Genomic DNA, 20,770 nt, shown 5'->3' on the forward strand with positions numbered 1-20,770 from the left:
CGGGGGAGTCACCTCCTCGGAGGTGTCAGTGCTGCCAGACCCCGACCCACTGCACGTGCAGCTGGGCGGAGTCGACCGTGGGCGGCGGGGACTGCAGGTAGCCCACCGCGAGATTGATCACCAGCTCCATCGCGACCGTCGGAACCTGCGACGGATCGGTCACCTGGAACCGTTGTACCCCGTCCACGTACCAGGTCACCGCATTCGGCTCCCAGTCCAGGGCGAACACGTGGTAGCCGGCGGAGAAGTCCGCCGGGCCGAACAGCCGGCCGATGTGCGCGTCGTTGCCGTCCGGGGTGCGCCAGTGCAGGTTCATGTTGACGTGCGTGTCGGTGTTCGGGAACTCGGCGATGTCCAGCTCCGGCGGGGTGCCGCGGGTCTCGGCCGGGATCAGCCAGAACGCCGGGAAGAAGCCCGCCGGCTCGGCGGGGACGTTGATGGCCGCCGCGAAGTAGCCGTAGGTGAAGGTGTGGCGCGGCGCGCCCTCGTAGGAGTCGCGGCCGGTGCTGACCATGCCGGAGGACCAGGGGTACGTCCGGCCGTCGCTGCCGTGCTGCTTGCCGCGGTCGGCGTTGAGGGTGAGGGCCCCGTTCCCCACCTCGACCTGGCCCGGCTGGTACCACTCCTCCTCGCCGTTGCCCGCGTTGGTGCAGCCACCGTTCAGGACCCAGTCGTAGCAGGTCACCCAGTCGGCGGGGTTCAGCGTCGACCCCTCGAAGTCGTCCCGGAACACCTGGTGCCACGGCCCCGGGGCGACGGGCTCCTGCGGGAGGACCGGCTGCGCCGCCGGCCCGGTGGCGGCGGACGCCTGCGGGTCGGCGGTCAGCGGCAGCACCGCACTGCCCGCGGCGCTGCCGCAGGCCGCCGTGAACAGCAGCAGGGCCGCCACCACGAGGTAGCCGGCCCGGCGCCGCGCCGCCCGGCGGTCGGGCGCGGTCGACCGTGGGGCCTGGGCCTCGGTCGGCCGCGGGCCCGGGGCCGACGGCGGCCCTAGCCGCTCGGGCCTGGTCCGGTGGCGGCGCGGGACGAGGGCCAGCGCCGTCGTCAGTGCGGCGAGCACGGCCAGTGCGCGGGTCACGGTGAACACGCCGCCGAGGAAGAGCGCCTCGGCGACCAGCAGTGACACCGACGCGCTGAGCGTCGGCACCAGCACGGCCGCGGCCACCCGGCCGGGCCAGGCGGACAGCGGCGCGGGCGCGGGCCGGGCCAGCAGCAGCAGGGCGAGCCCCGGGCAGGCCAGCAGGAAGCCGGCCGTCAGCACCACCCGGGGCGGGGACGCCGCGGGCAGCGCGGTGGCCGCCAGGGCCGCCCATCCGGACAGCGCCAGCAGCAGCCGGGGAGCCGGCACCCGGCCGGGGGTCGGCCACCGCGGCACGCTCAGCACGGCACCCACCTCATCCCGTCGTCCGGGCGAACGGGCCCTGGCCGACCACCGACGTCACGTGGCGGTAGACCACGGCGTCGCGGTTGGCGAAGACCGGCCGCAGGGTGGGCATCGTCGACGCGGCCTGCCGCACCTGCCCCAGCGTGTCCTGCGGGAACACCCCGGTCAGCCGGCACTCGGCCACCTGCGCCCGGGTCAGGACCAGGAAGGACGGCCCGATGACCCGGGGATCGGACATGGTGCTCTCCAGGACGGACGCCGGATCGGCCAGCAGTTCACGCCGATCGGCCACCGCTCGCTGGGCCAGCACCGTGCGCACCCGCTCGTCGTAGCGCAGCTCGAAGCCGGGGACGTCGGCGGTGAGCACCACGATCTGCGAGCCCGGCGGCGCGTTCTCGGCGAGGTAGCGGCCCGCGGCGGCCTCCTGCGGGGTGAAGTAGTTCATGTCCTCCTTGCTGTAGTAGCCGCAGACCGTCCCGGCGAGCAGCGCGAGCAGCACCACCGCGCGCACCGCCGTCCCGCTCCGCGGGAACCGGGGTGACCGGGCGATCAGGGTGCCGATCAGGAAGGCGGCGGCCGGCAGCGCGAAGAGGTACGCCCGGAAGATCATCTCGCCGCCGTACGGGTTGGCCAGCAGCAGCGGGAACGGCGCCACCAGGAGCAGCGGCAGCGGTGTCCGGCGCCACCGGCGGCGCAGCAGTGCCGCCACGGCCAGCAGCAGCACGGTGGCCGTCAGCCCCCGGTCCACCCAGGCCGCGAGCACCTGGCCCGGCACCGCCTGCCCGAGCCCGGCGAGGCCGGAGACGGCGTTCTTGTCCGGCGCGGCCAGCGCGCCCACCACGTCGCTCAGGTTGGAGGCGATGTACGGGCGCGCGACGGTGGCGTCCCAGAGCAGCGTCATGGCCACCGCGCCGGCCAGCACCGGCAGCACCACCGCACGGTTGGCCCGGGGCAGCGACAGCAGCAGCAGGAAGCTGATCAGCATCAGCGGGGTCAGCGGGTGCGAGGTGACGATGGCCGCCGTCAGCACCAGCAGCAGCGCGAGCGGGGCCGGCCGCCAGCCGCCGCGCGCCGGGGCGTCGGTGAACAGCGAGAGCGCCCGGGCCCCCGGCGGGGCGCCGGAGGGGGCGGGCCCGGCCGACCGGCGGTTCGCCAGCTGCCGGAGCACCATCCCGATCACGGTGAGGAACAGCAGGTAGGCGAAGGCCTGCGGGGCGAAGTAGTCCTGCCCGACCCAGGAGGTGGCGAAGTAGATCCACACGCCGCCCCAGACCAGTCGGCGGTCCCTGGTGAGGGACCGGTAGATCAGCAGCAGCGGGCCGATCAGCAGCACGTTGGCCAGCACCGGGTACCAGGACGCGTAGCCGAGGGCCGAGTGCAGGCCGGTCGCCCGCAGCAGCAGGGCGTTGAGCTGGAAGAATCCGGGCCACTGGTTGTAGATGTCCAGCTCGTGGGCGTTGGGGACGCTGCCGTTGTGCCGCAGCACGGCGTCGACGATCGCGATGTGCTTCCAGGCCCAGGCGTAGCGCAGGGTCGGGTAGAGCAGGCTGGGCGTGGCGTGGACCATCGCGATCAGGCCCAGCACGTAGCCCGCCAGCCAGCGCTGCGGCAGCCGCTTGTCACGCAGCGCCGCGGCGAAGCCCACGGTGATCACGACCAGGCCCAGCCAGTACGGCGCCGGAAGCGCCTGGAGCAGGCCCAGGTCGCCCATCTTGTCGAGCCGGGTGCGGGGCAGCGCGACCAGCCACAGGGCCAGGGCGAGCGGCAGCGGGGCGCGGACCGCCCAGCCTGCCCACCCGACGGTGCCGAGCCGGGCGAGGCGGCTCCGCAGCGGCCGGACGGGCCGGACCGCCGGGCCGGGCGGCCCGCCCCGGCGCTCGGGCGGGAGCGGGGGGTCGGTAATCTGCGGTGCGGTCATCCGGCTGCCTCCTCGAAACGGCCGCCCCGGAGGGTCGGGTCACGATCGGTGTCCATCACGGCTGCTCCGGTCCACCGACCGGGCGGCCCACCGCGGCCCGCAGCCGGCGGTAGGCGCGCCAGCCCTTGGTCGCGAGGCGTTCGGGAGCCGGTGCCAGGCCCGCGCCGCGGCCGAGGGTCCAGTCCTGGAACCGCGCGGCCGGGGTGTCGGCCCGGACCATCAGGCGGGAGATCCGCATCGGGTCGTCGGTGGCCGAGCTGAACCGGTCGCCCACCGCGGCGGCGGAGGTCCAGCCGGCCTGGCGGACCTTGCGGCGCAGGGCGGGGCTGGAGTAGCCGTGCGGGTAGGCGAAGGCCGTGACCTCGTGGCCGAGGGCGTCCTCCAGCCGGCGCTTGCTGCCGACGACCTCGTCGGCGCACTGCCGGGCGTACACGGTGTCCAGCTGGGCGTGGGTCTGGGAGTGGCCGCCGATCTCGATGCCGACGGTGTCCAGCATGGTGACCTGGCGCCAGTTGAGCATCGGGGCGGGCGGCAGCAGGCTGCCGGTGGGCTGCCCGCCGGGCCGGTGGACGGCCCCGACCGTGACGTAGAGCGTGGCGGGCATGCCGAGGTCGGCGAGGATCGGCGCGACCGTCCAGTAGAAGTCGGCGAATCCGTCGTCGAAGGTCAGCACCGCCGACCCGGGCGGCAGCGGCGGTCCGCCGTGGAGGGCGGAGACCAGGCGGCGCAGCGGTACCACCGACAGGCCGCTGTCCGTGATCCGGTCGAGCTGCTCGCGGAAGGTGCGCGGGGTCACGGTGAACGGCGCGATCCACGACGGCGGGTCGTCCGACACCGAGTGGTAGAGGAAGACCGGCACGGCCAACATGATCAACCACTCCTCACTCGCTCCGGGGCCCGGCCGCGGCGACGCGTGCGGGCTCCCCCGCCGGGGCGGGCACCCGGGCGGGCCGGGCGAGGCGGCCGAGGGCGTACCCGAAGGCGGTCGTCCCGACGCCCGCCAGCGAGGCGGCGACGGTGCGCAGCTCCCCCCGGCCCAGGCCGCGGGCGACGGCGGCGGGCAGCGTGTGCAGCAGGTAGCGGCGTTCGCTGGAGAGCGCCGGTCGGGCGCCCGCCAGGCGGGCCACCTGGGCCTTGGAGCGGCCCTCGGCGTAGCAGCGGGCCCGGAAGTACGCCCAGCTGGTCCGTGCCCGCGGGACGTGGTGGCGCACCACGGCGCCGGGTTCGTGGCGCAGCAGCGCGCCGGGGTTGCGGGCGGCGATCCGCAGGCAGAGTTCGGTCTCCTCGCAGCCCAGCGGCTTGGTCCCGACCCGGCCGAGCTCGGTGCGGAACCCGCCGGCGGCGACCGCGTCGGCTCGCCGGAAGGACATGTTGGCGCCGATGAAGTTGCGCACCTCGCAGCCGTGTTCCGGGAGGCCGCGGTACGAGCAGCCGACCACCCAGTCGAACTCGGGCGGGAACCAGCCGGGGCGGCCGGTCTCCCACCAGGCCTCGACCAGTCCGCCCACGCCGAGCACCGCGGGGTCGCGGTAGCCGGCCAGCAGGCGGGCCGTCCAGCCGGGGGCGGCGACGGCGTCGTCGTCGAGGAAGGCGACGACCTCGCCCGCGGCGGCGGCCATGCCGGTGTTCCGTGCCCCGGAGAGGCCCTTCGGGCCGGCGTTGGCGATGACGGTGGCCGGTAGTCCGCCGGCCGCCCGGCGCTCCAGCGCTGGGCAGTGGTCGATCACCAGCAGCAGTTCGGCGGGTGGCGGGTGCTGGGCGCGCACCGAGGCGACCGCGGCGCACAGGTCGTCCCATCGGTCCTGGGTGTAGGCGCAGACGACGACGGACAGGGTGGGGGTGGCTGCGGTGGTCATGTCGGCCTCCCGTTCGCTGTGGGCAGCCAGCGCTGCAGGGTCAGCAGCAGCGGCAGGGCGAGCACGCATTCGGCGGCCAGCCAGGCGAGGCCGACGCCGGTGAGGCCGAGCACGGGCAGCAGCCCCGCGGTCAGGCCGATGACCACGACGGCGAAGGCCAGTCGCAGTCCGATCATCCAGGTCGCCGACCGGCGCACCCGGGCCACCTGGATGCCCACGCTGAGCACCGCGTTGGGCACCGCGGCGAGCACCATCAGCCGGAGCACCGTGGTGCCGTGCGAGGCGTAGTCGGGGCCGAACAGCTGGAGGATCCAGGGGGCGGCGGCCACCACCACGGCGACCGCGCCGGCCAGCAGCAGCGCGGAGTGGCGCAGCATGTGCCGGGCCAGCTCCACCAGCCGCTCGGGGGCGTCGGCGCCCTCGACGATCAGCGAGTGGCCCATGCTGAAGGCGGCCACGTAGAGGGTGTCGGCGATGATGAAGGCCAGTGAGTAGTAGGCGCTCTGGCCGGCGCCGAGGTGGTTGAGGACCAGCAGCGGCACCACCGAGTAGGTGGCGACGCTGCACAGGTTGCCGACGTAGTCCGCGGTGGCGTACCGCGCGACGCGCTGCGGAGGAGTCGTGTCGGAGGCGTCGGCCGACTGCCCGGCGGGCATCGCCCGGCCGAAGAGCACCAGGTTGGTGAGGACGATCGACAGCACCAGCGCCACCGACCAGGAGACCAGGATGCCGGTGCCCACGGCCAGGATCGCGCAGAGCGCCAGCAGGGCGGACTTCGCCACCGCGAACAGGGCGTTCTCACCGAGCACCCAGCCGGTGCGGCGCAGTCCGGTGAGCGCGCCGTCCTGCAGGACGAACAGTGCGTAGCCGGCCGTCGCGGCCATGAACGCCACGGCCACCACCGGCTCCCGCAGGTAGCCGAGCCCCGGGGCGATCAGCGGGATCAGCAGCAGGAAGCCGCCGGCCGCCAGGGCGCTGAACACCGCGCTCGCGGTGTAGCAGCGCAGGACCAGCCGCCGGGTGTGCCGCCCCGCGGTCGGCACGAACCGCACCAGCACGTCCCCGAGGTTGAAGCTGCCCAGCGTGGACAGGAAGGACGCGGCCGCGAGAGCGGCGTAGCTGCGCCCGACGGTCTCGGCGCTGTACGAGCGGGTGGCGAGGATCCAGAACATCGATCCGAGCCCCGCCGCCAGCAGGGAACTCGCCGCCAGGATGTGGCCGTTGCGCAGCAGCGGCTCACCGCGGGCGGCCGTCCTGGCCGCCCGGGCGCGGGCGCGGAGCAGGGTGAGGTACGAGCACTCGCAGGGCAGCGGCTGCGGGCAGGAGCAGGGCCGCGTGGCGGCGGTGCGGCGGGCGGCGAGGACGGACATCACGGCCACTCCCCCGGCTGCAGCCCGCGCTGGCGCCAGAGGCTGAACGCGTAGCAGAACGGGCCGCACAGCAGGCCCTGGAACTCCAGGTGCCCGAGCCGGCGCTGGACGCTGCGGCCGGTCGGCGCCGACTGCACGTGGTCGCGCCGCGCGACCTGCCACTTCCAGACGCCCCGGGGCAGCCGGCGCACCAGCGAGACCAGCAGGCCGGGCTCGCGGGAGACGGCCGCGGCGAGGAAGGCGCCGAAGCCGACCCCGAAGTTGAACACCTGGGTGGTCAGGGCCTCCATGGTGCGCCGGTGACGGTGCCAGACGATGGCGTCCGGCTGGTAGGTCACGGTGCGGCCGCCGTTCAGCACCCGCATGAAGGCGAGCAGGTCCTCGCCGCCGCGGGCGGGGGTGCCCGCCCCGGTCGCCGTGTCGAAGCCGCCGAACCCGCGGACCACGTCGGTGCGGAAGGCCATGTTGGCGCCGCAGCCGAAGCGTCCGACGGAGAACTGGATCAGCGGGTCGTCCCGGAGGTCGCGCAGGGACCAGCTCTGCGGGGCGTAGCCGCGCGAGGAGCTGCCGTACTGCTCCAGGACGACCTGGGCCTCGGTCTCCAGCTCGGCCGCCAGGACGAGCCCGGTCACGCAGCCGACGGCGGCGTCGGCCTGGAAGGCCTTCACCACGGCGTCCACCCAGCCGGCGTCGACGATGGCGTCGTCGTCGGTGAAGGCGCAGATCTCGCCGCGGGCCGCCGCCAGCCCCGCGTTGCGGGCCCAGGACAGTCCGGGGACCGGTTCGCGCAGGTAGCGGATCCGGTCGCCGTACTCGGAGCGGACCAGTCGCTCGGTGGCGTCGCTCGTCGGCGCGTTGTCCACCACGATGATCTCGGCCCGCGGGTAGCGGGTGCGGACCACGGAGTCGAGGCTCCGGCGGAGCATCGCGGTCCGGTCTCGGGTGCAGACGATCACGCTGACCAGCGGCTGCGGACGGGCGGGCCCGGCGGCCACGGGGGCCTCGGCCCGGCCGGGCAGCGCCGGGACGCGCAGTTCGCGGTGCGCCGCCTCGACCAGCGCCCGGCGCAGTCCGTCGGGGTCGCCGGGCGTGCCGGTGGCCGTCACCAGGCCGATCGGGTGGCCGGCGGCGCGGACCAGGGCCAGCACCGGACCGTCCGGCTCGACCGTGCCGGGGCCGCCGGGCGGGCGCAGGCCGGCCGGTTCGTCGAGGTCCAGTTCGACGATCCGGGCCAGGGTGGCCGGGACGGCAGTGGATTCGGACATCACAGACAACTCCCGGTTCGGGCGCCGCGTTGGCGCCGTACGCTGCGCAGGTAGCCGACCGGCCCGTACACCAGGCCCTGGATCTCCAGCCGGGCGAGCCGCAGCGAGGGCTTGCCCCGGGCGGCGGGCCGGCTGCGGACGCGGCCGGCCGCGAGGCCGAGGCCCCTGGGCAGCCGGCGCAGCAGGGCGGGCAGCATGGCCGGCTCGTGGGTGAGGGCGGCGGCGAGGTAGGCGCCGAAGCCCGCGCCGTAGCCGAAGGCCTGGGCGGGCAGCGCGTCCATGGTCCGCCGGTGGCGGTGCCAGATGAGGGCGTCGGGCGCGTAGGCGAGGGTGTGGCCGGCGACCAGCATCCGGAAGAAGGCGAGCAGGTCGTCGCCGCCGTGCGCGGGTGTCCCGGTGCCGGTGGCGGGGTCGAAGCCGCCGATCCCGCGCAGTTCGGCGGTCCGGAAGGCCATGTTGGCGCCGGAGCCGAACTGACCCGCGGCGAACGGGAAGAGCGGGTCGTGGCGGCGGTCGGTGAGCGACCAGGTACGGGCGGCGAAGCCCTTGCCGAAGCCGCCGTGGTTCTCCAGTGCGGCCTGGGCCTCGGTCTCCAGCTCGGCCGGCAGGATCAGGCCGGTCACGCAGCCGATCCGGGGGTCGCCGGCGAACGCGGCGGCGAGCGAGGTGAGCCAGGCCGGGTCGGCGAGGGTGTCGTCGTCGGTGAAGGCGCACAGCTCGCCGTGGGCGGCGGCCAGGCCGGTGTTGTGGGCGCGGGCCAGGCCCGCCACCGGCTCGCGCAGGTAGCCGACCCGGCCCGCGTACCGCCCCTGGACCAGCGTCCGCGCGGCGTCGTTCGCGGGGGCGTTGTCCACGACGATGATCTCGGCCCGCGGATAGCCGTTCCGCAGCAGGGAGTCGAGACACTGCCGCAGCATGCCCTCCCGATTGTGGGTGGCCACGATGACGCTGATCAGGGGCGGTTCCGCCGGCACCCGGGCACGGCCGGCCCGACCCGGTCGGGCCGCGGGTGTCGCGGTGGCTCGTCGGGCCGGACTCACCGGCCCCGAGGGTGTGGTGAACGGCGCCGGGGTCATCGCGGCCGGAGTGCGGTCGGAGCGCGCGGGGACCCGCAGCTCGCGATGGGCGGCGTCGACCAGCGCCCGGCGCAGCCCGGCGAGGTCGCCGGGCGCGCCGGTGGCGTTCACCAATCCGAGCGGGTGTCCGTGCAGTCGCACCAACGCCAACACGCGGCCTTCCGGGTCGACGGCGCCGGAGCCCCCCGGCGGGCGCAGCCCGCTCGGTTCGTCCAGGTCCAGTTCGACGATCCGAACGGGGGTGTAGAGCGAGTCGCGGGCGGCTGGGCAGGGGCAGGCCACTGCGGTGCGCCGGTCGGAGCCATTCATCATCCCTCCCCCACGGCAAGGGGCGCCGCGGACCGGGCGCCGGGGCGCTCGGCGAGCAGGGTCCGCAGTACCCTTCGGCCGTCGGAGACGGCGTGCAGGTGTGAGCGACCACTGCGGCGGGGAAGTTCGAGGCTCGGCACTTCGGCGATCCGCAGGCCGGAGCGCAGCGCGTGCGCGATCATCTCGGCCTCGATCTCGAAGCCCGAGGAGCGCAGGTCGAGCTCGTCCAGGAAGTCACGGCGGAAGGCGCAGTAGCCGTAGCACAGGTCGGTCAGCATGCAGTCGTACAGCCGGTTGACGACCGTGAGCAGCGCCCGGTTGCCGAGCGAGCGGATCCGGGTCAGGTCCAGTGAGCCGCCGCCGGCGATGCAGCGCGAGCCCTTGACGAAGTCGTAGCCGTTGTCGAGGAAGTGCAGGTAGTGCGGGATCTCGCCGGGCCACATGGAGCCGTCGGCGTCCATCATCACGATGTACTCGCCGGTGGCGGCGGCGAAGCCGGAGCGCAGGGCGTTGCCCTTGCCGGGGGCGCTCTGCTTGACGCTGCGCACGGTCGGCAGGCACTGCCTGGCCACCTTCACGGTGGCGTCCTGCGAGGCGCCGTCGACCAGCAGGACCTCGTCGACGCAGCGCGGGATCTGCTCGAACACCCAGGGGATGTTGCGGGCTTCGTCGCGGGCCGGGATCACCAGGCTCACGGTGTGCGTGGTGGCGACGGCGTCACCGGAGCGGCGCATCGGCCGCCGGCTGCTGACGGGGTCGCTCGCCCGGCGCAGCGGGCGGCGGGCACTGACGCGGTCGCTCGCGCGGCGCATCGGCCGGCCGTCGCCCTGCGGGTACGGAGGGGCGTCAGGGGGCAGGGTGGTACTCATCGAAGGCTGCCTCTCGGGAGGCGACGGGCACGCGGGTGTCCCTGACGTGCCGGTCGTGACGGAGCGGGCGCCCGCCGTGGTTGCCTGCGGGGCGCGGCCCTGGTGAAGTCCCCCGGACGGGACGGCGGTGCGCGATCCGGTCAGGAGGGGCGGGTCGCTGGCCGCGGCCGTGCCGCTCGGGACGGGGGTGCGCGGTCTGCGGCACAGGACGGGTCTGCCGACCACGTGGTGTGCGCTGCGCGCGAATCGCGGATTGCCGGTCCGCCTCGACGCCGGGGGCGCCGGTACTGCGTGGGCGCCGAAGCGCCGGTACTGCTCGAACTGGCCAATGTGCTCTCCGCACGGGGTGCGGTGCCAGGGCCCCATCGTGCGCAGGAACCTCGCGACAAGTCAAGGGGTTTGGAGTGGTTTGTCCGCATTTCTCCGGATCGCCGCCCTGTCGCGCTCCGCACCCGCCCGGGCGGCGCCCGACCGCCCGGACCGCTCGTCCGGGCCGGGCCGCTCGTCCGGGCCGCGCCGCTCGTCCGGGCCGGGCCCGCCGCGTACTACCGGGCGAGCCCGCCCTCGGCGATCCGGCGGGCGATCTCGGCCGGGCGCACCGGCCGCCCGAAGTGCCACCCCTGCGCCCAGTCGCAGCCGATCTGCCGCAGCCGCTCCGCGTCGCCACGGGTCTCCACCCCCTCCGCCGTCACCGTCAGGCCGAGGGTGTGCGCGAGGGACACCAGGCCGCTGACGATCCGCCACCCGGTGGGCTCGTCCTTGCGGGGATCGTGCAGGTCCCCCACGAAGGACCCGGCGATCTTGAGTCCGGAGACCGGCAGGTCGCGCAGGTAGGCGAGGTTGGACCAGCCGGTGCCGAAGTCGTCGATGGCCAGCGAGACACCCATGTCGACGAGCTTGTGCAGGGTCTTCAGGGCCTCGTCCTCGGGGCCCACCACGGTGCTCTCGGTGATCTCCAGCTGCAGCCGGCTCGGGTCCAGGCCGGTGGTCTGCAGGATCCGCCCGACGTCGCCCACCAGTCCGGCGTTACGGGCCTGGCGGACCGCCAGGTTCACGTTCATCTGCGGAGCCGCCGCGCCGAACCGCCGCTCCCAGTCGGCCGCCTGACCGCAGGCCTGCTCCAGCACCCAGCGGCCCAGCGGCATGATCAGGCCGGTCTCCTCGGCCGTCGCCACGAACTCGTCCGGGCCGAGTACGCCCAACTGCGGGTGGCGCCACCGCACCAGGGCCTCGACCGCCGCGAGCGAGCCGTCCGCCAGCGCGTGCAACGGCTGGTAGTCGATGAAGAACTCGCCCCGGTCCAGGGCGGCCGGCATCCGCACCGACACCGCGTAGCGGCTCACCGCCCGCGCGGTCTCCTTCGGGTCGAACAGCGTCCAGCGCCCGCGGCCCGCCTCCTTCGCCCGGTACAGCGTCAGATCGGCCGCCCGGACGGCCGCCCCCGGGGTGGTGGTGGCGACCCGGCGCTCCAGCACGCCGACGCTGGCGCCGACGGCCAGCCGGTGGTCGCCGATGTGCACCGGCCCGTCCAGCGCGTTCAGCACCGTCTTCGCGGCGGCCACCGCCTCCTGCTCGCCCCGGCAGTTCTCCAGCAGCACCACGAACTCGTCGCCGCCGAGCCGGGCCACCAGGTGCCCGAGCGGGCTCAGCGCGGCCTTCAGCCGGTCCGCGACCGCCGTCAGCAGCTGGTCACCGGTCTCGTGGCCGAGACTGTCGTTGACCACCTTGAAGCCGTCGAGGTCGACGTAGCAGAGGCCGAAGCGCGCGCCCGGCTCCGGGTCCTCGAAGATCTTCTCCAGCCGCTCGAAGAACGCCGCCCGGTTCGGCAGCCCGGTGAGCGAGTCGTGGGTCGCCTGGTGGCGCAGCCGCTCCTGCAGGCGGTAGCGGTCGGTGATGTCCTCCAGCATCGCCACCTGGTACTGCGGCACGCCCTCGTCGTCCCGGATCAGCGAGACGGTCAGCTGCGTCCAGACCACCTCGCCGTCCCGGCGGTAGTACGGCTTGTCGAACTGGAGGTACTCCCGCTTGCCCGAGACGAGGTCCTCGTACGCCTCCCAGACGCCGGGGGTGTCCTCGGGGTGCACCAGTTCGTTGACCTTGTGGCCCTGGAGGTCCTCCGGGCGGGCGCCGAAGATGTCCTGGAGCGCCTTGTTGACGGCCAGGATGTTGCCCTCGGTGTCACCGATGCCGATACCGATCGCCGCGCTCTCGAACAGTGCCCGGAACCGTGCCTCGGAGGCCCGCAGCGCCTTCTCGGCGTCCTTGCGGGCACTGTCCGCGGCCGTCCGGATCGCCTCCTGCTCACGCAGCGTGCGCTCGCGCAGGGCGGCGGCCCAGCCGGCCGCGAACGCCCCGCAGACGGCCGGGCCGCGGCCGTCCTCGTCGGGCTGGCGGTGCAGCAGGCCGACCGCCCTGGCCAGCACCGAGGGGTCCGTGAAGTGCGCGTCCACCAGCAGGGCGCCCGCCTCCTCGGCGAAGGCCGCGTCGAAGGGCTCGTCCCGCTGGGCCCGGTGCAGCAGGCCGACGGTGCGGGACACCAGGCGGTGCAGGATGCCGGGGTGCACGGCCGCGCCGTGCCCGGCCGCCAGCAGCAGGGCCCAGTCCTCGCGGAAGCGGGCCGCGTCCACCTCCGCCGGCTCGGCGCTCACGGCCGGAGCCCCACACCCGCCATGCCGGTCATCCGCTCCGGGTGCTCGCCGACCGCGTCGGGGCTCTCCGGGTGCCACTGCGGCAGGTAGACCACGCCCGGCTCGACCAGCTCGAAGCCCTCGAACAGCGAGACGATCTGCTCCTGGGTGCGCATCGTCAGCGGAGTCGGCGTCATCCGGTACAGCGCCTGGTGGTCCTCCGCCTGGTCGGGCCGGCCCTCCAGCGAGGCGTGCGAGAGCACCAGCGCGCTGCCGGGCGGCAGCGCGTCGCGCAGCGCCGCCACCGACCGCCACGGGTCCTCCTCGTCCGTGACGAAGTGCAGCACCGCGACCAGCAGCACCGCGACCGGCTCGCCCGGAGCGAGCAGCGCCCGCACCTCGGGGCGGGACAGGATGTCCTGCGGGTCGCGCAGATCGGCCTGGACGGCGTGGCTGAGCGGGTCGTGCTCCAGCATCAGCCGGCTGTGCGCGACCGCGACCGCGTCGCGGTCCACGTAGACCACCTCGGCGTCGGGTCTGATCGCCCGGGCCACCTCGTGCACCGCGCCGAAGGTCGGAATGCCGGAACCGACGTCGAGGAACCGCGAGATGCCGGCCTCCGCCACGAACTGCACGGCGCGCCGCAGGAACGCCCGGTTCGCCCGCATGATCATCGGCAGGTCCGGCCAGAGCGCCATGGCCTTGCGTGCCATCTCCCGGTCGACCTCGAAGTTGTGCGAACCGCCCAGGTAGTAGTCGTAGACCCGGGCCGCGTTCGGCTTGTCCAGATCGGTTCCAGCCGGTACCCAGTCCGGTCGCCGCATGGCGGTACCCCTTCAGATTCCCGGCTCAATCCGGCTCGCAGGAGACAACAGGCACAGAAGATCATCCTCCGCACGCCGAGCGGGTGCAACCGGAGACTCCCCGGCCTGCCGGGGTCGCCGGAGGGCCGGATACTAGCATCGATGAGTGGACGGATTGAGGACTACGCCCTGATCGGCGACCTGCAGACCGCCGCCCTGGTCGGACGGGACGGATCGGTCGACTGGCTCTGCCTGCCCCGGTTCGACTCCCCCAGTTGCTTCGCCGCCCTGATCGGCGACCGCAGCCACGGCAGCTGGCGGCTCGCGCCCGCCGGCGCCGGTCCGTGCACCACCCGCTCGTACCGCGAGGACAGCCTCGTCCTGGAGTCCGAGTGGCGGACGGCCACCGGCACCGTCCGGGTCACCGACTTCATGCCGCACCGGGACCGCGTACCGCGGCTGGTGCGGATCGTCGAATGCCTGAGCGGCAGCGTCGAGATGCGCGGTGAGCTGCGGCTGAGCTTCAACTACGGCCGCATCGACCCCTGGGTACGGCGCACCGGCCACCACCGGGTGGCCGTCGCCGGCCCCGACTCGGCCTGGTTGCGCGTACCCCCCGGGGTCCACACCTACGGCTCGGACGGCAGCACCGTCTCCGACTTCACCGTGACCGCCGGACGCAAGGTCGCCTTCCTCCTCACCTGGCAGCCCTCCCACCTGCACAGCACCCCGCTGGCCGACCCCGACCAGGCGCTCCGCGCCACCCTCGGCCGGTGGCGCGACTGGGCCGGCAACTTCCGCTACCGCGGCGAGTGGCGCGACCCCGTCCTGCGCTCCCTGATCACCCTCAAGGCCCTCGCGTACGCGCCGACCGGCGGCATCGTCGCCGCGCCCACGGCCGCGCTGCCCGAACTCATCGGCGGGACCCGCAACTGGGACTACCGGTTCTGCTGGCTGCGCGACTCCAGCATGACGCTCTCCGCCCTGCTGCGCGGCGGGTTCCGGGAGGAGGCGGCGGCCTGGCGCAAGTGGCTGCTGCGGGCGATCGCCGGCGACCCCAGCGACCTGCAGACGATGTACGGCGTCGCGGGCGAACGGGTGGTCATCGAGACGGAGGCCGCCTGGCTGCCCGGGTACGAGGACTCCCGGCCGGTGCGGTTCGGCAACGCCGCCGTCCAGCAGCTCCAACTGGACGTCTACGGGGAGGTGGTGGACACCCTCCACCTGGCCCTGCTGGCCGGCATCCCGATGGAGCGGCACGTCTGGAGCCTGCTGCGCGCGCTGATGGGTTACCTGGAGCAGCACTGGCGGGAGCCGGACGAGGGACTGTGGGAGATCCGCAGCTCCCGCCGCCACTTCGTGCACTCCAAGGTGATGTCCTGGGTCGCCGCCGACCGCGCCGTCCGGCTGGCCGAGGCCACCGGGCTGCCCGCGCCGGTCGAGCGCTGGCGTGCGATGCGGGACGCCGTGCACGCGGACGTCTGCGCCAACGGGTACGACCGGCGCCGCGGGGTGTTCGTCCAGCACTACGGCGGGAGCGAGTTGGACGCGGCGACGCTCTTCGTGGTGAAGAGCGGATTCCTGCCGCCGGACGACCCCCGGGTGGTGCGCACGGTGGACGCGGTACGGGCCGGGCTCGACCACGGCGGCTTCGTCCGGCGCTATGACGGCCGGGGCGACGGCCCGGGCGGTGACGGGCGGCACGCCGACGGGCCGGGTGGTGAAGGACACAGCGGTGGCGGGCGGCGGGGCCCGGGCGGCTCGGCGGGCGGCCGGCCCGGGCCGGACGGACTGCCGGGAGGTGAAGGCGCCTTCCTGGCCTGCTCGTTCTGGCTGGCCGACGCCCTCGTCGCCACCGGACGGCGCCCCGAGGCGCGGGAGTTGTTCACCCGGGTGGTGGCGCTCGCCAACGACCTGGGCCTGCTCGCCGAGGAGTGGGACCCGGTGGAGAACCGCCAACTGGGCAACATGCCGCAGGCGTTCACCCATGTCGCGCTCGTCAACACGGCCTTCACATTGGCCGAGCCGGACCCCTGAGCGCCGGTGGTCAGGGGGTGGGGGTCGGGGGGCGGGGATCGGTGGCGGGTGCGGGTCCGGTCGGCACCACTCCCGGCCGGAGCCGAACGCGCCTCCGGCCGGCCCCGAACTGCGGGGCCGGCCGGAGGTTTCACCGGTTGTTCGTCGTGCCGACCGGCGGAGGTCCGCCGGGGTGGTGCGTCAGCTCGCGGTGCAGGTGAGCGTCGGGACCGCGTTGGCGCCGGAGTAGCTGGCACCGAAGCCGAAGCCGGCGCTGGCACCGACGGCGAGGGCCGCGTTGTAACCCGCGTCGGTCACGCTGACGGCGTTACCGGTCTGGGTCTTGTTGCCGTTCCACAGGTTGGTGATCTGCTGGTTGCCACCGAAGTTCCAGGTGACCTTCCAGTGGCTGCTGGCGGTGGTGCCGGTGTTCTTGACCGTGACGTCGGCGTTGAAGCCCGCGCCCCAGTCGCTGCTGACGGTGTACGTCGCGGTGCAGCCCACGTTGCCCGTGCCACCAGTCGAGGCGGTGGTGACCGAGACGCTGTTGGAGGCGGCCGAGACGTTGCCCGCCGCGTCCTTCGCCTTCACCGTGTAGCTGTACGCCGTCGAGGCGGTCAGGCCGCTGTCGGTGTAGCTGGTGGAGGTCGAGGAGCCCACCTTGGTGGCGCCGCGGTAGACGTCGTAACCCGTCACGCCGACGTTGTCGGTCGAGGCACCCCAGGAGAGCGAGACGCTCGCCGAGGTGTTACCGGTCGAGACCAGCGCCGAGGGCGCCGTGGGGGCGACGGTGTCGCCGGTCACCGCGGTGGTGGTGGCGGTCACGCTGTTGGAGGCGGCCGAGACGTTGCCCGCCGCGTCCTTCGCCTTCACCGTGTAGCTGTACGCCGTCGAGGCGGTCAGGCCGCTGTCGGTGTAGCTGGTGGAGGTCGAGGAGCCCACCTTGGTGGCGCCGCGGTAGATGTCGTAGCCGGTGACACCGACGTTGTCGGTCGAGGCCGTCCAGGAGAGCGAGACGCTCGCCGAGGTGGTGCCGGTCGAGACCAGCGCCGACGGGGCGGTCGGGGCGACGGTGTCGCCGGTGCCACCGGTGACCGGCGGGTAGGCGTTCTTCAGGAGCTCCTGGAACTGCGCGGAGAACCAGGCGCCGGCCAGCGGCGCGTCCGGCAGGGCGCCGGACATCTGGTTGCCGTTGCGGGCGTTACCCGTGTAGGTCGGGTCACACATGCGGTCGAAGCCCTTGCCCTGGTCATTCGCGATGACCTTGGACGCACCGTCGGACTCGCCCGGAGGCTTCACCCAGACGTAGGCGTCGATGCCGGCGGTCGGAGCCGCCGTCGGACGCTCGCCGAGACCCGCACCGGACTGGTTGCACCAGTTGCCGGCCTGGAAGCGGCGGTCGATGCGGCCACCGTTGACGTAGGCGTCACCACTGGTCGTCGGGCCGGGGCCGGTCGGACGGTTGGCGCCGCCCCAGCCGTTGCGCGAGGTGTCGATCAGCATGCCGATGTTGCTGTCGAAGCCGGACGCGGCGGCCTTCTGGCGGAACGCGACGGCGTAGGACTGCTCGTCGACGTAGCGGTTCCAGTCGACCCACTTCGAGGTGGCGCGGATCGACTGGCCGCCGACGACGTCGTCGATCGTGAAGTAGGGCTCCTTCAGCGCCGAGTAGTTGGCGGTGTTGACGATGAAGCCGTGCACGTTGGCGACGGTGCTGCCGGAGGAGGTGGCCGCCGTCTTCAGCAGGTCGATCGTCGGCTGGAGGTTGGAGTCCCAACCGAGCCAGCCGTGGTGACCGGCGTCGATGTAGTTGTAGACGTTGGAGATCGCGCCGAGCTTGTTCAGCGCGTAGCCGACACCGTTGACGTAGTTGCCGTTGGCCTTCATCACGTCGCAGTTGGCGGTCGCGGTGGCGGTGCCGCCCGCGTTCGTGATCAGGTTCGGCAGCGAGTCGATCTCGATCGTCGTCACGATGCGCAGGTTCGCGTAGGCCGGGTCGGCCAGGATCGCGGCGATCGGGTCGATGAACTCGCTCTTGTAACGCGGCAGGTCGGTCGGGCCGAGCTCACCGTTGGAGGCAAGGGCCGCACAGTCACGGCCGGGCAGGTCGTAGACCACGAGCTGCACGACGTACGGCTTGCCGGCGGCCTGGGCCACGGCGGCGTTCAGGTGGGCGCGCAGGCCCATGGAGGTGCTGGAGCCGTTGATCGCGGCGATCCGGTCCAGCCAGACCGCGGTCGGCTGGTTGGAGACCGCGCTGCCACCGGGCTCGGCGGCGGCGAGGGCGGACCACTCCGGGTTCACGTAAACCCCGGCACCCACATAGGGGTTGTCGACCTTGGTGGCGGCCTGGGCCTGGTTCGCGAAGGCGATCGGCATGATCGCGGTGGCGCTGAGCGCCACGGCGGCGGCGGCAGTTCTGAGCCGGCGGAGGACCTGTGATGACACTTCTTGGATCCTTTCGGGTGGGGGGGATCCAGGGGGAAATGAGTGGGAGCGCTCCCACTATCGGGGGGCGAAGTCGGAGGGCATCCCGTTCCTCACGGCATATAAAGCCATGGGGCAACTGCTCCGTCAAGGTCTAGGACTGATTTCGACGATTCGACGACACCCGCCCCAGAGGCTGACATTGGAGTGTCAATCGTGGGAGCGCTCCCGGGCATTGGGCCCACGAGCAGCGCGGCAGCAGCACCGGAGCAGCGCGACGAGGGCCCGGGCGCAGGCCCGCGAGGAGACCCGACAGGGGCTGAAAAATCGGCGCCGGGGAGGGGGCCCGGAGGGGCCGGGGAGGGGTCGCGGAGGGGGTGCGGAGGGGGTGCGGAGGGGGTGCGGGCGATCGGGAAAGGGCTGCGGGGAGGGGAGCAGGACGGCAACGGACCGCGGCCCGACCGACTTTCGCGCGCGGGTCGGGGTGCCCCGGCGGCCGGGCGGGTAGCTTCGACGGGACGCGGCCACCGACGGGCGGGGCAGCCCGTCGCGGCGGCGGCCCGCGGACGGGGTGGCCCGGGCGGGACGGGTGTTCGGGCCGTCCGGGCGCTCGGGCCGTCAGGGAGCTCGCACCGTCCGGGAGTTCGGGTCGCGCGCGTCCTCCGGGCCACGTCACGCGGGTCCGGACCGGGGCACGAATCAGGGGGTTTCCCGATGGGTTTCAGTACCTACCACCTCAGCAGCACCTGGCAGTTCGGCGTCTCCCCCGGCCCGGTGCTGGCCGCACTGGCGGACGTCGCCGGGTATCCCCGCTGGTGGCCGCAGGTCCGCGAGGTCAGACGGACCGCGAGCGACGCCGGCGAACTCGTCGTCCGGTCCGTGCTCCCCTACCGGCTGGTCTTCGCCGTCCGGGCCACCCGGCAGGACGAGGCCGCCGGTGTCCTGGAGGCACGGATGACGGGCGATCTGGTCGGCTGGTCACGCTGGACGGTCACCGCTCGACCTGGCGGCGCCCGCGTCCTGTTCGAGGAGGAGGCCCGCCTGGGCAAGCCGCTGCTGCGCCTGCTCTCGGCCCCGGCCCGGCCGGTCTTCCTGACCAACCACGCGGCCATGATGCGCGGGGGCGAACGCGGACTACGCGGTCATCTGGCCGCCGCATCCGGCCCCTGACCGGCCACGACGGGCCCGAAGCGGGTGCGGCGAGGACGCGGCGCCCGACGAGGGTCCTTCGAACGTCCAGCCGCTGACGACCGCCCGCTGACGGATGGCTGCTGACTGCTGACGAATCTCGGCTGACAGCTGACAGATGACAGATTTCAGATACCAGCTGACGACAATGCGCTGACCACCAACGGACGACATCACCTGCCCCGCGCGCCGCCCCCTGCACACCCTGCACCCCTGCCCATCCCCCACTCCCACTCCCACTCCCCCGCAAGTCACCCCACCCGCCCCCACCCCGCGTTAGCGTGACAGCGAGCCACCCGCCCCGCCCCGCAGCCCCGGAGGTCCGAGTTGGACGTGTCCGAGCCAGCCGCCGCACCGGCGTCCTCCCCCGCCGGGTCACCGCGCACCGGGCCGGGACCCAATCCCGGGGCGGAGTTCGACCGGCCCTTCGACCGCACCGGCACCGGCAGCATCAAGTGGGCCCGAGCGGGCGCGACCCCGGGCGGGGTGATCTCGATGGGCCTGGCGGACATGGATCTCCCCGGACCGCCGGCCGTCGCGGAGGCGCTGGCCACCCGGGCGGCGCACCGCGCGTACGGCTACACGCAGTGCGACCCGGGCGGACGCGAACTCGTCGCGCGGTGGTACCGGGACCGGCACGCGGTGGCGGTCGACCCCGACTGGGTACTGCTGCTGCCGTTCAGTCCGCGCACCGCGCTGCGGCTGCTCCTGGAGGCGATCGCACCGGCCCGCCCGGTGCTGGTCCCCACCCCCGAGTGGGCCGGCTTCACCGAGATCTGTGCGGCCGCCGGGCTGCCGTACGAGGAGGTCGCGCTGTCCGTCGAGGGCGACGGCTACCGGCTGCCGACCGAGGAATTCGCCCGCCGCCGGCCCGGGGCGATCGTCCTGAGCAACCCGAACAACCCCTCCGGCCGGGTCTGGACCCACGCCGAGATCCGGGCCCTCGCCGAGGCCGTGGCCGACGGCGGGGCCGGACCGGGCGGGATCCTCCTCTCCGACGAGGTGCACGGCGACCTCCTGCACCCGGACCACGGCCTCCGGCACCCCGTGGCGGCGGTCGCGGCGGGTGACCTCGCACGGCACACGGTCACGCTCAACTCGGTGGGGAAGACGTTCAACACCTCGGGCGTCCCCAGTTGCTTCGCCCTCGTCCCGGACCCGGCCCTGCGCACCCGACTGACCGGGCTGATGGCGGGTTTCGGGCTCTGGGAGGGCGGCCTGCTGGAGCAGACCGTCCAGCGGGCCGCGCTGGCGGACGGCGGCCCGTGGCTGGACGCACTGCTGCGCCATCTGGTCGTCGCCCGGACCCGGCTGACCGACGTGCTCGGCAGCGCGGTGGTCTCCCGTCCGCACGCCTCGTACCTGCTCTGGCTGGACGCCGCGGCCCTCGGCCTGCCCGCCCGGGGTGCCCGCGCCGCCCTGCTGGAGCGGTGCGGGCTGGAGCTGTCCGAGGGCACCGGATTCGGACCTGCCGGGCAGGGCCGGCTACGTCTCAACTACGCTCTCCCGACGCCCCTCCTGGACACCGTAATCGACCGACTACACACCCTCTGACCTGGATGAACACCCGTCCATCGGAACTGTGTACGGCGGATCGGCATGCTCCGTAGCAGACTGGGCAGGAAGACCGGGCCGCAATCGTGAACCCCGAGGATGGTGAGT

14 protein-coding genes are annotated in these 20,770 nt (G+C 73.9%); 3 read left to right on the plus strand and 11 right to left on the minus strand.

The genetic code is table 11. From position 1 onward, the window contains the following. Window positions 1-25: 25 nt before the first annotated feature. The 10 genes from ACFTWP_RS21630 to ACFTWP_RS21675 form a co-directional block, all read right to left on the minus strand. Window positions 26-1,384, minus strand: coding sequence for a family 16 glycosylhydrolase (locus ACFTWP_RS21630; protein ID WP_380266263.1), 1,359 nt, complete (start codon window positions 1,382-1,384; stop codon window positions 26-28). A 10-nt stretch (window positions 1,385-1,394) separates the two neighbouring features. Then, window positions 1,395-3,302 (minus strand): glycosyltransferase, encoded by a 1,908-nt coding sequence (locus ACFTWP_RS21635; protein WP_380266264.1) that lies wholly within the window; start codon window positions 3,300-3,302, stop codon window positions 1,395-1,397. Between the two features lie 55 nt (window positions 3,303-3,357). Beyond that, window positions 3,358-4,170 carry a polysaccharide deacetylase family protein gene (locus ACFTWP_RS21640; protein ID WP_380266266.1) on the minus strand — a complete coding sequence of 271 codons (813 nt, stop codon included), beginning with the start codon at window positions 4,168-4,170 and terminating at the stop codon, window positions 3,358-3,360. Window positions 4,171-4,183: 13 nt separating this feature from the next. Next, a complete protein-coding gene (locus ACFTWP_RS21645) occupies window positions 4,184-5,158 on the minus strand; it encodes a glycosyltransferase family 2 protein (protein WP_380266267.1) in 975 nt (324 codons plus the stop codon). After that, window positions 5,155-6,528 carry a lipopolysaccharide biosynthesis protein gene (locus tag ACFTWP_RS21650; protein ID WP_380266268.1) on the minus strand — a complete coding sequence of 458 codons (1,374 nt, stop codon included), beginning with the start codon at window positions 6,526-6,528 and terminating at the stop codon, window positions 5,155-5,157. Before ACFTWP_RS21650 ends, ACFTWP_RS21645 begins: the two co-directional genes overlap by 4 nt. Next, complete coding sequence (locus tag ACFTWP_RS21655) at window positions 6,528-7,793, minus strand: glycosyltransferase (protein WP_380266269.1); 1,266 nt, start codon at window positions 7,791-7,793, stop codon at window positions 6,528-6,530. The genes ACFTWP_RS21650 and ACFTWP_RS21655 overlap by 1 nt, the downstream gene beginning before the upstream one ends. Beyond that, window positions 7,793-9,181 carry a glycosyltransferase gene (locus ACFTWP_RS21660; RefSeq protein WP_380266270.1) on the minus strand — a complete coding sequence of 463 codons (1,389 nt, stop codon included), beginning with the start codon at window positions 9,179-9,181 and terminating at the stop codon, window positions 7,793-7,795. The genes ACFTWP_RS21655 and ACFTWP_RS21660 overlap by 1 nt, the downstream gene beginning before the upstream one ends. Next, a complete protein-coding gene (locus ACFTWP_RS21665) occupies window positions 9,178-10,047 on the minus strand; it encodes a glycosyltransferase family 2 protein (protein WP_380266271.1) in 870 nt (289 codons plus the stop codon). Before ACFTWP_RS21665 ends, ACFTWP_RS21660 begins: the two co-directional genes overlap by 4 nt. Window positions 10,048-10,592: 545 nt before the next feature. Next, window positions 10,593-12,695: a putative bifunctional diguanylate cyclase/phosphodiesterase gene (locus ACFTWP_RS21670; RefSeq protein WP_380266272.1), complete on the minus strand. Its 2,103-nt coding sequence runs from the start codon at window positions 12,693-12,695 to the stop codon at window positions 10,593-10,595. After that, on the minus strand, window positions 12,692-13,498 hold the full coding sequence (locus ACFTWP_RS21675; protein WP_380266273.1) for an SAM-dependent methyltransferase: 807 nt from the start codon (window positions 13,496-13,498) through the stop codon (window positions 12,692-12,694). Before ACFTWP_RS21675 ends, ACFTWP_RS21670 begins: the two co-directional genes overlap by 4 nt. A gap of 141 nt (window positions 13,499-13,639) precedes the next feature. Between ACFTWP_RS21675 and ACFTWP_RS21680 the strand changes: the two genes are divergently transcribed. After that, complete coding sequence (locus ACFTWP_RS21680; RefSeq protein ID WP_380266274.1) at window positions 13,640-15,514, plus strand: glycoside hydrolase family 15 protein; 1,875 nt, start codon at window positions 13,640-13,642, stop codon at window positions 15,512-15,514. 180 nt (window positions 15,515-15,694) lie between these two features. On the opposite strand, the gene ACFTWP_RS21685 is transcribed toward ACFTWP_RS21680, so the two are convergent. Then, on the minus strand, window positions 15,695-17,872 hold the full coding sequence (locus tag ACFTWP_RS21685; RefSeq protein WP_380266291.1) for a glycoside hydrolase family 6 protein: 2,178 nt from the start codon (window positions 17,870-17,872) through the stop codon (window positions 15,695-15,697). 762 nt (window positions 17,873-18,634) lie between these two features. Here ACFTWP_RS21685 and ACFTWP_RS21690 point away from each other — a divergent pair. Both ACFTWP_RS21690 and ACFTWP_RS21695 read left to right on the plus strand, forming a co-directional pair. Further along, window positions 18,635-19,090 (plus strand): SRPBCC family protein, encoded by a 456-nt coding sequence (locus ACFTWP_RS21690; RefSeq protein WP_380266275.1) that lies wholly within the window; start codon window positions 18,635-18,637, stop codon window positions 19,088-19,090. A gap of 351 nt (window positions 19,091-19,441) precedes the next feature. Continuing rightward, the gene (locus tag ACFTWP_RS21695; protein ID WP_380266276.1) at window positions 19,442-20,662 is read left to right on the plus strand and encodes a MalY/PatB family protein; all 1,221 of its coding nucleotides are present in this window, start codon (window positions 19,442-19,444) and stop codon (window positions 20,660-20,662) included. Window positions 20,663-20,770 lie beyond the last annotated feature (108 nt).

The sequence above is a fragment of the Kitasatospora sp. NPDC057015 genome, assembly GCF_042673745.1.
GTDB lineage: Bacteria > Actinomycetota > Actinomycetes > Streptomycetales > Streptomycetaceae > Kitasatospora.

Excerpts from the sequence above, each read along its gene's own strand:
- ACFTWP_RS21635 (WP_380266264.1), bottom strand. The coding sequence starts at position 3,302 with ATGACCGCACCGCAGATTACCGACCCCCCGCTCCCGCCCGAGCGCCGG.
- ACFTWP_RS21640 (WP_380266266.1), bottom strand. The coding sequence starts at position 4,170 with ATGTTGGCCGTGCCGGTCTTCCTCTACCACTCGGTGTCGGACGACCCG.
- ACFTWP_RS21645 (WP_380266267.1), bottom strand. The coding sequence starts at position 5,158 with ATGACCACCGCAGCCACCCCCACCCTGTCCGTCGTCGTCTGCGCCTAC.
- ACFTWP_RS21650 (WP_380266268.1), bottom strand. The coding sequence starts at position 6,528 with ATGTCCGTCCTCGCCGCCCGCCGCACCGCCGCCACGCGGCCCTGCTCC.
- ACFTWP_RS21655 (WP_380266269.1), bottom strand. The coding sequence starts at position 7,793 with ATGTCCGAATCCACTGCCGTCCCGGCCACCCTGGCCCGGATCGTCGAA.
- ACFTWP_RS21660 (WP_380266270.1), bottom strand. The coding sequence starts at position 9,181 with ATGATGAATGGCTCCGACCGGCGCACCGCAGTGGCCTGCCCCTGCCCA.
- ACFTWP_RS21665 (WP_380266271.1), bottom strand. The coding sequence starts at position 10,047 with ATGAGTACCACCCTGCCCCCTGACGCCCCTCCGTACCCGCAGGGCGAC.
- ACFTWP_RS21675 (WP_380266273.1), bottom strand. The coding sequence starts at position 13,498 with ATGCGGCGACCGGACTGGGTACCGGCTGGAACCGATCTGGACAAGCCG.
- ACFTWP_RS21680 (WP_380266274.1), top strand. The coding sequence starts at position 13,640 with ATGAGTGGACGGATTGAGGACTACGCCCTGATCGGCGACCTGCAGACC.
- ACFTWP_RS21685 (WP_380266291.1), bottom strand. The coding sequence starts at position 17,872 with ATGCCGATCGCCTTCGCGAACCAGGCCCAGGCCGCCACCAAGGTCGAC.
- ACFTWP_RS21690 (WP_380266275.1), top strand. The coding sequence starts at position 18,635 with ATGGGTTTCAGTACCTACCACCTCAGCAGCACCTGGCAGTTCGGCGTC.